8 protein-coding genes are annotated in these 13,010 nt (G+C 68.5%); 3 read left to right on the top strand and 5 right to left on the bottom strand.

Annotated elements, in window-relative coordinates:
- The first annotated feature begins 82 nt into the window (after positions 1-82).
- From BN976_RS15580 to BN976_RS15570, 3 genes are all read left to right on the top strand, one after another.
- Positions 83-1,249, top strand: coding sequence for a catalase family protein (locus tag BN976_RS15580; protein WP_036371797.1), 1,167 nt, complete (start codon positions 83-85; stop codon positions 1,247-1,249).
- A gap of 77 nt (positions 1,250-1,326) precedes the next feature.
- On the top strand, positions 1,327-3,921 hold the full coding sequence (locus BN976_RS15575; RefSeq protein ID WP_036371795.1) for a LuxR C-terminal-related transcriptional regulator: 2,595 nt from the start codon (positions 1,327-1,329) through the stop codon (positions 3,919-3,921).
- A gap of 29 nt (positions 3,922-3,950) precedes the next feature.
- The gene (locus BN976_RS15570; RefSeq protein ID WP_011781222.1) at positions 3,951-4,361 is read left to right on the top strand and encodes a globin; all 411 of its coding nucleotides are present in this window, start codon (positions 3,951-3,953) and stop codon (positions 4,359-4,361) included.
- Between the two features lie 105 nt (positions 4,362-4,466).
- Here the strand turns inward: BN976_RS15570 and BN976_RS15565 are convergent, their stop codons facing one another.
- The 5 genes from BN976_RS15565 to BN976_RS15545 form a co-directional block, all read right to left on the bottom strand.
- Positions 4,467-5,135 (bottom strand): DUF8185 domain-containing protein, encoded by a 669-nt coding sequence (locus BN976_RS15565; protein ID WP_036371791.1) that lies wholly within the window; start codon positions 5,133-5,135, stop codon positions 4,467-4,469.
- Positions 5,132-5,494, bottom strand: a complete 363-nt coding sequence (locus tag BN976_RS15560) for an acyl-CoA thioesterase (RefSeq protein WP_049778248.1) — start codon at positions 5,492-5,494, stop codon at positions 5,132-5,134. The genes BN976_RS15565 and BN976_RS15560 overlap by 4 nt, the downstream gene beginning before the upstream one ends.
- 53 nt (positions 5,495-5,547) lie before the next feature.
- Complete coding sequence (locus BN976_RS15555) at positions 5,548-10,431, bottom strand: NAD-glutamate dehydrogenase (RefSeq protein WP_011781225.1); 4,884 nt, start codon at positions 10,429-10,431, stop codon at positions 5,548-5,550.
- Between the two features lie 96 nt (positions 10,432-10,527).
- On the bottom strand, positions 10,528-12,201 hold the full coding sequence (gene ettA, locus BN976_RS15550) for an energy-dependent translational throttle protein EttA (RefSeq protein WP_011781226.1): 1,674 nt from the start codon (positions 12,199-12,201) through the stop codon (positions 10,528-10,530).
- 111 nt (positions 12,202-12,312) lie between these two features.
- Positions 12,313-12,801: a single-stranded DNA-binding protein gene (locus tag BN976_RS15545; RefSeq protein ID WP_036371790.1), complete on the bottom strand. Its 489-nt coding sequence runs from the start codon at positions 12,799-12,801 to the stop codon at positions 12,313-12,315.
- Positions 12,802-13,010 lie beyond the last annotated feature (209 nt).

Genomic DNA, 13,010 nt, shown 5'->3' with positions numbered 1-13,010 from the left:
AGGGAACACGGAGGGCGCGCGCGGAAAAGACAGGTAGCGCGTTACCTGTGCCGGACCCGTCCGGGGTGGCCACACTTGTCGCATGAACGACGGGGGAACGCCGACTCCAGCCATCGGCTATCTGCACTACGACGAGGACCTTGCCGCCTGGCCGGCCGCCGAGGACGCGCTGATCGCCGACATGATCGAGGCGCTGCGCAAGAACAACGAACATCAGTACGACAAGAGCAAGAAGAACCGCAGGCTCTGGCGCAACGGCAAACCCCACGCCGTGCGCGACGCCCATTCCAAGAGCTGCGCCATCCTGCGGGGGGAACTCACCGTCAGGGCAGACCTGCCCGTGCAGTACCGGCAGGGCATGTTCGCCGAGCCGGGCAGGACATATCCGGTGATCGCCCGGATCTCGACGACCTCAGGCGCAATCCGCTCCGATCAGGTGCGCGGGGTGCGCGGGCTGGGTCTGAAGGTGCTCGGCGTGCACAGCCCGTCGGGTAGACGTGCCTGTGACAGGTTCAGTGCCGACGCAAACCAGGACTTCGTGTTCGTCACCGAACCGGTGTTCCTGTTCCGCGACGCCGCGCACTATGCGGGCGCCGGCATGCGCACCGCCAAGCTCCTCTCCCACCTGCCCGACGCCGGGATGATGTTCCTCAACAGGGTGCTGCGCGGAGCCCGACGGGTCGCCACGCTGGCCGGCCGGCAACTGCCGAGAAACCTGCGGGTGTTCGCCGATCCGAACTATCACGTGCTGGGCCAGACGTTCTACACCGCGGCGCCGATCCGATTCGGTGCATATGTGGCAAAGCTGAGCGTGTCGCCCGCGTCGAAGGCGGTGACGGATCTGATCTCGACGACGATCCCCCGCCACGACCCGGAGGCCCTGGCCAAAGTGGTGAAAGACCACTTCCGTAGCAACGGTGCCGATTACGTCGTCTCCGCCCAGTTGTGCACCAACACCGACGACATGCCGATCGAAGATGCCACGGTGGAGTGGTCGGAGGCGGATTCCCCCTACCAGCCGGTGGCGGTCATCCACTATCCCCCGCAAACTGCGCACAGCGACGCGTTGGCGCACTTCGGCGACGACGAGCTGACGTTCAACTCGTGGCGGGGCATCGACGAGCACCGTCCGCTCGGCAGCATCAACCGGCTCAAGCTAAGGGTGTACGAGGAATCGAGCATCTTCCGGCACGAGGCAAACGGCGCCGAATATCTCGAGCCGGCCGACCTTTCGGCGTTTCCGCAGTGAAGCAATACGCCGCAACTACGGCGAAAGCCCTGGTTATTGCCGAGAATTGACGCGCGCAGCGATCTACACTCCACGGCATGGCGCCGATTTGGCAGATCGTCGATCGCCCTGCCGAGTTCGGTGCGGTCCGATCTGCCCTGACCGGTAACGAATCCTGCGGTGTCGTGCTCGTCGGCGACCCCGGCGTCGGTAAGACGACGCTGGCCCGCGCCGTCGCCGGATCGCTGCGCTCCCAAGTGCACTGGGTGGCCTCGACGCAGTCGTCGCGCAGCATCCCGCTGGGCGTCTTCGCCCATCTCGTCGGCACCTCGGTGTCCCGCGACGCCACCGCCCTACTCGCCTCTGCCCGGGAATCGCTTGTCTCCCAGGGTGAATGCGTCGTCGGCGTGGACGATGCGCACCTGCTCGACGAGCTGTCGGCCACCCTGTTGCACCAGATCGCGGTGGACCAGTCGGGCCGCATCCTGGCCACCGTCCGCTCCGGCGAGCCGGTGCCCGACGCGGTGACGTCGCTGTGGAAGGACGGGTATCTGCGCCGGATCGAGTTGCAGCCGTTCTCCAAGGAGCAGAGCGTCAGGCTGGTCGAGTCGGTGGTGGGCGGGCGACTTGAGGGGCTGTCCGCCGACCTGATGTGGGAGTCTTCTGGCGGTAATCCGCTGTTCCTGCGTCATCTGGTGGAGGGGTCGATCGACGCGGGCACCCTGAGGAAGGTCGGCGACGTCTGGCAGCTGCGCGGCCCGACCGCCGTTCCTTCGGGCCTGGCCTCGCTGCTGCAGGACCGCCTCGACCACGCCGGGCCCGACGTACTCAATGCGCTGCGCCTGCTGGCGCTGTGCGAGCCGCTCGACATTCACGCGCTGACCGAACTGGCCGGCGACGACGCGGTCGACGCCGCCGAGGCATGCGACCTGATCCGGTTTCAGCAGGACGGCACGGTGCTCAACGCCCGCTTCAGCCATCCCCTGGTCGGCGACGTCGTGCGCGACAAAATCGGGCACGCCACCGAGCGCAGGCTCAAAGGTCAGCTCGTCGAACTGCTGCGCCGCCGGGAACTGAGCACCGCCGCGAGCCGGATCCGGATGGCGCAGTTGTCGATCGACAGCGACCAACTCCTCGACATCGACCTGTTGATCAGCGCCACCAAGGACGCCATCTACCTGTTCAACATGCCCCTCGGGCAACGCCTGGCCAAGGTGGCGTTCGACCGGACCGGCAGTCTCGAGGCGGCCGAGCTGCTCTCCCGCACCCTGCTGTGGCAGGGCCGGCCCGCCGCCGCGGAGGCGATTCTGGCCAGGTTCAGCCCCGATGACCTCGACGAGCTGCAGCTCGTCCGCTGGGGTACCCCGCGGGCGTCCCACCTCTTCTGGGCGATGGGCGACGTCGAACGGGCCCACGAGGTGATCTCGCTGGTGCGGGAGCGCACGACACATCCGTCGCTGAGGCTGTTCGTCGAGGCCGCCGCCGCGGCGATGGCCGTGCACGAGAACAGGATCGACGAGGGCATCGCGGCGGCGCTTCAGGTCCTGGACAACCCGCTGGCTCCCGGGCAGGCGGTCGAGTTCGCCGCGTTCGCCGCCGGACTGGCCATGCCCGTCGCCGGCCGCGGCGACGAGTTCGAGCCGATCGCGGCACGCTGCCGAGCGGATCAGAAGCCGACCGACGGGATGATCCGGGTGATGGTGCGGTACTGCGACGTGCTGGCGCTGACCCATCTGGGCGAGCTGGATCTGGCAGGCAGACGGGCCGCGGAATACGCGGACTTCTCGTCGGTGGGCCAGTTCCTGGCATGGGCGATCGCCAAGATCATGGCCGGGGTGGTGGCGACGGCCAGGGGTGAGTTCCCGGACGCCGTGACCTGCATCGAGCAGGCCCTGGCGGCGCTGAACGCCGAGACCTCGCTGCCCTGGCAGCTGCCCGGCCGGCTGCTGCTGGCGCGCGCCTACGCCGCGCTGGGCCGGACCGACGAGGCCGAGCGGGTCCTCAACGACGCCGCCGAGCACTCGGGGCCCTCCGCGGCGATCCACGAACCGCAGCGGCTCATCTCCAGGTCCTGGTACGCCGCGGCGAAGGGGATGGAGCGCCGCGCCCTCGAGCTGGCCAGGGCCGCCGCCGAAATAGCCCGCCAGTCCGGCCAGTACGCCCTGGAAGCGGAGGCGCTGCACCACGCCACGCGGTTCGGTGACCGCAGCACGGCGCCGCGCCTGGCGGAGCTCACCGGGGTGGTGCACGGCTCGGTCGTGGGCCTGCTGGCCCGCCACGCGGCGGCGTTCGCCGCCGGCGACGCCGCGGCGCTGGACGTGGTGAGCGCGGACTTCGAGAGCGCCGGCCTGATGTTGTCCGCCGCGGACGCGGCCGCGCAGGCCGCCCTGCTGCACGACAGCGCGGGTGACCGGCGCCGGACCAACGAATCGGGCGCCAACGCGCTGCGCCTGGCCGAGAAGTGCGGCGGCGCCACCACGCCGGCGATCAAGGCGGCGGCGCGACCGCTGCCGTTGACGCCACGTGAGCGTGAGATCGCCGAGCTGGTTGCCGCCGGGCTGTCCAACCGGCACATCGCCGAGCAGCTCGTGCTGTCGGTCCGCACGGTGGAGGGGCATGTGTACCGCGCCTGCTTCAAACTCGACGTCGCCGACCGCGATGAGCTGGCCAAGCTCATCAGGAAGAAGTCCTGACCGCAGGCGGGTCCCGGTGATGGCCCACAATGGAGCCGATGGACGCGCAGAGCAAGCAGCAGTCGTTCTACGACGCGGTGGGCGGGCACGACACGTTTCGCACCATCGTCTCGCGGTTCTACCAGCTGGTACGCGACGACGAGATCCTGCGCCCGCTCTACCCGGAAGACGACCTCGACGGCGCTGAGGAACGGCTGCGCATGTTCCTCGAGCAGTACTGGGGCGGCCCACGCACCTACTCCGATCAGCGCGGTCACCCGCGGCTGCGGATGCGTCACGCGCCGTTTCGGATCGGCTATCTGGAACGGGACGCCTGGTTGCGGTGCATGCACACCGCGGTCGCCGAGATCGACTCCCGCACGCTCGATGATCGGCACCGCCAGGAGTTGATCGCCTACCTGGAGATGGCCGCCGACTCGATGGTCAACTCACCCTTCTGACAGGGCCGGGTGAGCGGGGTGGGGCGCCTTTCCCTCGCGAGCAGACACAAAATCGCACGGTTCCGGTCGTATGAGCGCGAGTTTGCGTCTGCTCGCGGGCGGAGCTCAGCGCAGCACCACCGCGGGGTTGCCGCGGCGCCGGTACACCGTGCCGAAGCGGGCGTCCACGCGCAGCCAGGACGGTGTCGCGCGGACCAGCACCACCTCGTCGTCGCCGACCGAGTCCGGGGACTGCGGCAGAAAGCCCATCGCGGTCAACGCGAACACGCAGCGCATCGGGATGCCGACGCTGCCCTGCGGCGACGTCACGGCCACCACGTCCTGATCGAGCAGCGACGCGGGCGGGCCGTGCGCACTGGAATGCTGCCTGGCCAGGCTCGCCCCGCGCTGCGCCAGATCGAGCACGGCACGGGCCGGGACGTCGTCGAGGTGGACGAAGCCGGCGTCGGGCGGCAGGACGCCGCGCCAGGCGGAGTCCATGGCGAAACCGGGGTCGACGTGTCCGTCGGCGGCGACGGAGTTCAGGCCCGCCAGCAGCGCGTCGGCTGCGGCGCACAGGTCGGTGGGCGCGGTCCGGCCCGCCACCACCCGGCTGGCGAGGACGTCGAATCCGGTCGCGAACCAGGCCACCAACATCCCGTCACCGCGTTGGCGCAGCCGCACCACGCCGGCCTGGTCCAGGCGCAGTGCCCGCTCGGCGAACGTCGCGAGGTTCTCCCGCTGGGCAGCCCGGGATTGCGGGTCGAGCCACACTCCCCGCTCGCCGCCGGTCACCGGGTCCAGCGCTGCAGAAACTCGCGCTGCGCGCCCGAAAGCCGTTGCAGCCGTTGCTCCTCGATATGCACCGCGGCAAGTTGGGTGTCGGCGATGACCGCAGGCTTCGAGTCGGGCGGCGCGCCGACCGAGCGCACCTCGTAGCCGACCGTGAAGTCGACCGCACGGACCCGCTTGGTCCACATCGTCACCTGTAGCGGCGAGTCCACCAGGAGCAGCTGAGCCTTGTAGGAGATGTTGACCTCCGCGATCAACAATCCGATCGTCGTGATCTCCTCGCCGAAAGGCTCGCGCAGGAAGGGAATCCGGGCTTCCTCAAGGATGGTGACCATCGTGGCGTGGTTGATGTGCTGATACATGTCGATGTCCGACCACCGCACATGCACCGGGGCCGTGAAGCCTCGTCGATCCGTCACCCGCTCGATCCCGTTCCACTCGTCCTGGTCATGCTTCGGATCTGACGGGCCGCCACCGACAGCGTGGCCAGATCGTGCTCACCGCTCTCGTACAGCTCGGCCAGCGTGCGCCGAGCCCGGCTGACGCGTGAGCTGTTCGTGGTCTCCCACTCGGCGATCTTCTCGACGCCGTCCTCGTCGGGCTCCCCCACCGCCAGCACATCGAAGCAGAGCGCCCGCAGTGACCCGTAGATGTCGTCACGGATCGCCAACCGCGCCAACGAATGCCACCGGTCATAGCGTGACAACCGGGACACCGCGGTGAGCAGCCCGTCGGTGCCGAGGTGATCCATCAGCGCGAAATAGGCGTCGGCGACCTCGGCCGGATCGCGGTCGACGATGTCGGCGATGTCGATGACGTCGAGCAGGCTGAACTGATACAGCCCGGAGGCGACCATGTACGCGACGTCGTCGGGGACACCCTGGGAGCTGAACTCCGCGGCCTCCTTGGCGACGATCGCCTTGTCGTCGCCCCGCAACCAGTCCGGCATGCGCGGCGTCAACGCCGCCACCTTGTCGGCGAACCGGTTGATCTCGGCGCCCACGGCCAGCGGCTGCGGACGGTAGTTCAGCAACCACCGCGCGGCCCGGTCGATGAGGCGGCGCAGATCGAGCGTCATCCGATCGGTGACCGCGACCGGCACGCCGTTGGCGCCCGCTTCCCGGATCTGGCGCCACACCCGGCCCACACCGAAGATGGCGTCGGCGGCGACGAAGCTGCGTACCGCATCGACGGGGGCGACCCCGACGTCTTCGGTGACCCGGTAGGCGTACGAGATGCCCGCGGTGTCGACGACGTCGTTGACCAGCATCGTGGTGACGATCTCGCGACGCAGCTGGTGCGCGCGGATCTCCGGGCTGAACTGGTCACGCAGCGTGGCCGGGAAGTAGGAGGGCAGCCGCGACGCGAACACCTCCTGGTCCGGGAGGTCACCGGCCAGCAGATCGTCTTTCAATGCCAGCTTCACATGGGCCATCAGCGTCGCCAATTCCGGTGACGTGAGCCCGATTCCGGCTTCCTCGCGGCGGCGGATCTCCTTCTCCGAAGGCAACGCCTCGAGTTCGCGGTTCAGTCCGCGCTCTTCGACGAAACTCCTGATCATCCGGCCGTGCACGTTCAGCAGGCTGGCGGCGTTGGCCCGGCTGGTGCCCATCAGGTCGTTCTGGCTTTCGTTGTCGGCCAGCACGAGTCGGCCCACTTCGTCGGTCATCGACGACAGCAACGCAGACCGCCCGCTCTCCTCCACCTTGCCGGCCGTGACCAGGGAGTCGATCAGGATCTTGATGTTGACCTCATGGTCGGAGCAGTCCACCCCCGCCGAGTTGTCCATGGCATCGGTGTTGATGCGACCACCGCACAGGTCGAACTCCGTTCGGCCCCGCGAGGTCACGCCGAGGTTGCCGCCCTCGCCGATCACCTTGGCGCGCACCTCGTTTCCGTTCACGCGGACGGCGTCGTTGGCGCGGTCGCCGACGTCGGCGTCGGCCTCCGTCTCCGCCTTGACGTAGGTGCCGATACCGCCGTTCCACAACAGATCCGCGGGCGCCTTGAGGATCGCCTTCATCAGGGCGGGAGGCGTCAGATCCGTCACCTGGTCGTCGAGGCCCAGGGCGGCGCGCGCCTGCGCGCTGACCGGGATGGACTTCTGCTCCCGGCTGTACACCCCGCCGCCGGGGCTGATCAGCGACGTGTCGTAGTCCTCCCAGCTGGACCGCGGCAGCTCGAACAGACGCTTGCGTTCCTCCCACGACGACGCGGCGTCCGGGGTGGGATCGATGAAGATGTGCCGGTGGTCGAACGCGGCGAGCAGACGGATGTGCTTGGACAGCAGCATCCCGTTGCCGAACACGTCGCCGCTCATGTCGCCGACGCCGACCACCGTGAAATCCTCGGACTGCGTGTCCACCCCCATCTCGCGGAAGTGCCGCTTCACCGACTCCCACGCGCCCTTGGCGGTGATTCCCATCGCCTTGTGGTCGTAGCCGACCGACCCGCCGGAGGCGAACGCGTCACCGAGCCAGAAGCCGTACGACTTCGCGACGTCGTTGGCGATGTCGGAGAACGTCGCGGTGCCTTTGTCCGCGGCCACCACCAGATATGCGTCGTCTCCGTCGCGCCGGACGACGTCGGCGGGAGCGACGATGCCTCCGGTCACCTTGTCGACGTTGTCGGTGATGTCGAGCAGGCCCGCGATGAAGAGCCGGTAACAGGCGACCCCTTCCTCCCGGGTGGCGTCGCGGTCGGCCGCCGCATCACCCGTCGGCGCCGGCGGGTGTTTCACCACGAAACCGCCCTTGGCGCCCACCGGGACGATGACGGCGTTCTTGACCGCCTGCGCCTTGACCAGCCCCAGGATCTCGGTGCGGAAGTCCTCGCGGCGATCCGACCACCGCAGGCCACCGCGGGCGACGAAACCGAACCTCAGGTGCACGCCCTCGACGCGCGGCGAGTAGACGAAGATCTCGAACTTGGGCCGAGGTAGCGGCAGCTCATCGATCAGCTGCGGGTTCAGCTTGAGGGACAACACATTCCGTGCGCGGGCCGACTCCTGGCCGGTGATGAAGTAGTTCGTGCGCAGCGTGGCCTGGATCATCGACGCGAACGCGCGCAACACCCGGTCGGTGTCGAGGCTGACCAGCGCATCGATGTCGGCGGCGACCGCGGCAGCGGCCGCCTGCGCATCGCGGTTGGCGCCCGGGCCCTGCTCGACGGGGCGGAACAGCGCCTCGAAAAGCGCGATGAGCGAACGGGCGGTGCCCGCATTGTCGTTGAGCACAGACTCGATGTGGGACTGGCTGTACGCGAAGCCGGCCTGTTTGAGGTATCTGGCGTAGGCGCGCAGCACGGCGACCTGTTGCCAGGTCAATTCGGCACGCAACACCAACTCGTTGAAGCGGTCGATCTCGGCGTTGCCGTGCCAGATCGCGGTGACGGCGTCGGCGAAACGCTCGGCGGTCGCCTCCCGCTGCGGTCCGGGCGGGGCTTCCGGGATGCCGCGGTGCGGCGACACCTTGAACTGATAGATCCATACCGGCAGTCCGTCGGGGCGGACCACCGTGAACGGCCGCTCCTCAAGCACGACGACGCCCATCGACTGCAGCATCGGCAGCAATCGGCTCAGTGACGCCGACCGTCCGCCCAGGTACCAGTTCAGGTGGGACACACCCGATTCGGCGGTGTCATCGCTGTCTGCCAGCACCAGCTTGACCGAATTGTCCTGCAGCTCTTCGATGACCGCGATGTCGGCGAGGGCGTGCACCGGGTCGATCGCCTGCTTGTACACCTCGGAGAACGCGGACGCGTAGTGCTCGGCGGTCGCCTGGTCGACTTCTCCCCCGGCACTCACCGCACCCAGCAGGCGATCACTCCAGGTGCGGGCCGCCTCGGTGAGCAGATCCTGAATGCGCGACTCGTTGGGCTCCGAGACGTCGATGTCCTGCGGGCGGGAACCCTCCGGCATGCGAACCGTGAAATGCACGACGGCCCAGGGAGACTCACTGACCCTGGCGGCGTAGTCGATACTCACACCACCGAGCTCGCGGACCAGGATGTCCTGCATCTCCAGCCGCACCGCCGTGGTGTAGCGGTCGCGCGGCAGGTACACCAGACACGACACGAAGTGGGCGAGCGGGTCGGCCCGCATGAACAGCAGCGCGCGGCGCCGGGACCCGAGGTCCACCACCGCCATCGCCATGTCGAGCAGACCTCTGGCGCTCAGCGCGAACAGCTCCGAGCGGGGAATGGTCTGGATGATGTCGAGCACCAGCTGGCCCGGATGGCTGGGATCCCGGTGGGCCATCGCCAACGCGTCGTTGACGCGGCGCGACACCAGCGGGATCTCCAGGACGTTGGCGTTCATCGCCGCGACGGTGAACATACCGACGAAGCGGTGCTCGATCGCCGCGGCGTCGTCGGCATCCGCGTCGCCGGACTGTTCCCGCACGACCACGATCTGCGGGTAGGTCCCGTAGCGCAGAAAGCTGGGAATCGTGGCCTGCGCCAGCGTCAGCAGCTCGTCCTTGTTGGTCAACTGCGGGAACACGTCCTCGCGCAGGCGAAGCACCCCGAGCCGGCTGGACGGGTCGACGGTGGCCTCCCCGTCGCGCACCGGGCAGCGCTGATAACCGAGCAGCACGAAATGCCCGTCGGCCAGCCAGCGCAGCAACGCCGCCACGTCCTTGCGGTCCGGGCTGGGGAACCGTCGCCCCGGGTCGCTGTCGAGTTCGGCGGCCAATGTGCGCAGCGCCGCGGCCATGCCGGTGGAATCCAGCGCCACCTGCCGTGCGTCGGCGAGCACCCGCGGCAACAGCTCCTCGGCCTCGGCGAGGGCGCGCCGGTCAACGGAGTCGGCCAGCTGGACGTGGACCCAGGTCTCGTCGACACCGTCGACGAAGGTGGCGTCCGAGGCGGGCGCGATGTCCTGTAGCTCTCCGCCCGCGCCGCGGCGGACCCGGAACACCGGGTTCATGATCGCGGTGTAGGCCACCCCGATCCGGTGCAGCAGGACCGTGATCGAGTCCATCAGGATCGCCGCGTTGTCAGTCACCACCTGCAACGCAGGACCGAAACCGCCCTCGACGTCTGCGGCGTGGACCGCAACCCGGGTCGCACCCGGCGACCGTTGGGCCCCGAGCCGGTAGTGCGCCGCGACCAACGCCGGACCGTTGACCGTGTCGGTGCCCTGCCGACGCAGCGGACCGGTGACGGCGCTCTCGGCGCCGGGCGCGCCGCCGTGCGGACCCCGATAGGTCGCGAGGTACGCGGGAAGGAGACGATCGATGACCTCAGAGGAGACTTCCGGGCCCACCGAACCGTTAATGGCACCTGGGTTCAACGACATTCGCCGCTCCTGACTCACACGCGCGCACCGGCCGCCGTTGGCTGTAACCGGGCGCCCTGGGTTGTCCGCGCCGGTTACCTGGTCCGCACGACGAGACTATCCCCGCGTGAGCTTCCGGTGGGTCACCCGGTGCGGACGCGCTGCTTCTGCACCGAGCCGTTCGATCTTGTTCTCCTCGTAGCCACCGAAGTTGCCCTCGAACCAGAACCATTTGGCCTCGTTGTCGGCGTCGCCTTCCCACGCCAGGATGTGCGTGCAGGTGCGGTCGAGGAACCACCGGTCGTGGCTGATCACCACGGCGCAGCCGGGGAATTTCTCCAGCGCGTTCTCCAGCGAACTCAGGGTTTCCACGTCCAGGTCGTTGGTCGGTTCGTCGAGCAGGAGCAGGTTGCCGCCCTCCTTGAGGGTGAGCGCCAGGTTCAGCCGGTTGCGCTCGCCGCCGGAGAGCACCCCGGCCGGCTTCTGCTGGTCGGGCCCCTTGAATCCGAACGCCGAGACGTAGGCCCGCGACGGGATCTCGTTCTGGCCGACCTCGATGTAGTCCAGTCCGTCGGAGACCACTTCCCACACCGTCTTCTTCGGGTCGATGCCCGCGCGGCTCTGATCGACGTAGCTCAGCTTGACGGTTTCGCCGATCTTGACCGTGCCGCTGTCGGGTTGTTCGAGCCCCACGATGGTCTTGAACAGCGTCGTCTTGCCGACGCCGTTGGGGCCGATGACGCCGACGATGCCGTTGCGCGGCAGCGTGAAGGACAGATCCTTGATGAGCTGCCTGCCGCCGAAGCCCTTGTCGAGGTGTTCGACCTCGACCACGACGTTGCCCAGCCGGGGCCCGGTCGGGATCTGGATCTCCTCGAAGTCGAGCTTGCGGGTCTTCTCCGCTTCGGCCGCCATCTCCTCGTAACGCTGGAGGCGGGCCTTGCTCTTGGCCTGACGCGCCTTGGCGCCCGAACGCACCCAGTCCAACTCGTCCTTGAGCCGCTTCTGCAGCTTGGCGTCCTTGCGGCCCTGAACCGCGATGCGCTCGGCCTTCTTCTCCAGGTACGTCGAGTAGTTGCCCTCGTACGGGAAGGCGCGGCCGCGGTCGAGCTCGAGGATCCATTCGGCGACGTTGTCGAGGAAGTACCGGTCGTGGGTGACGGCCAGCACGGCGCCCTTGTACTCGGCGAGGTGCTGCTCGAGCCACAGCACGCTCTCGGCGTCGAGGTGGTTGGTCGGCTCGTCGAGCAGCAGCAGGTCCGGCTTGGACAGCAGCAGCTTGCACAACGCGACGCGGCGCTTCTCGCCACCGGACAAGTGGGTGACGGGCTCGTCCGGCGGCGGGCAGCGCAGCGCGTCCATCGCCTGTTCGAGCTGGCTGTCGATGTCCCATGCGTCGGCGGCGTCGAGCTCCTCCTGGAGCTTGCCCATCTCCTCCATCAGCTCGTCGGTGTAGTCGGTCGCCATCAGTTCGGCGACCTCGTTGTACCGGTTGAGCTTGGCCTTGATCGCCACGCCCTCCTCGACGTTCTCCCGCACCGTCTTGGTCTCGTCGAGCTCCGGCTCCTGCAGCAGGATGCCCACGGTCGCGCCGGGAGCCAGGAATGCGTCCCCGTTGTTGGGCTGGTCCAAGCCGGCCATGATCCGCAAGACGCTCGACTTACCGGCCCCGTTGGGACCGACGACGCCGATCTTCGCGCCCGGAAGGAAGTTCAGCGTGACGTCGTCAAGGATCACCTTGTCGCCGTGCGCCTTGCGGACCTTCCGCATCGTGTAGATGAATTCGGCCATTGCCTTCGATGTGCCTTTCTCGATCCCGGTACCAGAACTGCGGGATCATCTCGTGACTGCGCGATAGTCGGGCCCCATCCTAGGCGGCGGCCGCATCCGAGGCGTTGGCCGCTAGGCGCTCAAGCTCAGCTCCTCCGCCCCGGACCCCGATGCGTCCTCGTCGACGACATCCCCGACGACATCCCCGTCGTCGACGCTGTCGGCTTCCGAGGCGACCGCCACCGCGGCCGGCACGGGCTCGGGATGCCTGCGGCTCTCGATGCGGATGATGCAGCGCGCCAGGTCCGGCCCGACCGAGGTGGCCCGGATCTCCAGGGACGACCGACGGTTACCGTCGCGGTCCTCGTATTCGCTGGTGTAGAGGTATCCGACGACGATGACCGGGTCCCCCTTCCCGAGCCCGGCGCCGACGCCGGTGACCAGGCGCCCCCAGCAGTTCACCGTCGCGTACAGCGAGTTTCCCGGCTCCCAGGTGCCGTCGGCGGTGCGCCGGCGCGAGTTGCTGGCCACCCGGAACTTGAAGAGTTCCTGGTCGCCGACCCAGCGACGGTCGGGCTGGGTGACGATGGTGCCGACGACGGTGATCGGTGTCTCGAACATGATGGTGCCTCTCGGTTTCTCCGCTGCGGGACGGGCACCGTGCCCGCCCCGTCGATGACACCGCCATTGAGCGCTTCGCCGCCGACACCGGGACGGCGAGTGGTCCCGCAGGATCTACGGGCTGTGGATGAATCAGGGATTGGGGACAGCGCGCCGCCGGGCGGCGGCGCCGGGGCCGTCAGGCGGTGGTCGCCGGTGCGGGCCGACCG

Source organism: Mycolicibacterium austroafricanum (assembly GCF_000612725.1).
GTDB lineage: Bacteria > Actinomycetota > Actinomycetes > Mycobacteriales > Mycobacteriaceae > Mycobacterium > Mycobacterium austroafricanum.
This window is presented reverse-complemented; position numbering and strand designations above follow the sequence as displayed.

What these genes read in the sequence shown, in the direction of transcription:
- BN976_RS15545 (WP_036371790.1), bottom strand. Translation starts at nt 12,801, where the DNA reads ATGTTCGAGACACCGATCACCGTCGTCGGCACCATCGTCACCCAGCCC.
- BN976_RS15555 (WP_011781225.1), bottom strand. Translation starts at nt 10,431, where the DNA reads ATGTCGTTGAACCCAGGTGCCATTAACGGTTCGGTGGGCCCGGAAGTC.
- ettA (WP_011781226.1), bottom strand. Translation starts at nt 12,201, where the DNA reads ATGGCCGAATTCATCTACACGATGCGGAAGGTCCGCAAGGCGCACGGC.
- BN976_RS15570 (WP_011781222.1), top strand. Translation starts at nt 3,951, where the DNA reads ATGGAGCCGATGGACGCGCAGAGCAAGCAGCAGTCGTTCTACGACGCG.
- BN976_RS15575 (WP_036371795.1), top strand. Translation starts at nt 1,327, where the DNA reads ATGGCGCCGATTTGGCAGATCGTCGATCGCCCTGCCGAGTTCGGTGCG.
- BN976_RS15560 (WP_049778248.1), bottom strand. Translation starts at nt 5,494, where the DNA reads ATGTATCAGCACATCAACCACGCCACGATGGTCACCATCCTTGAGGAA.
- BN976_RS15580 (WP_036371797.1), top strand. Translation starts at nt 83, where the DNA reads ATGAACGACGGGGGAACGCCGACTCCAGCCATCGGCTATCTGCACTAC.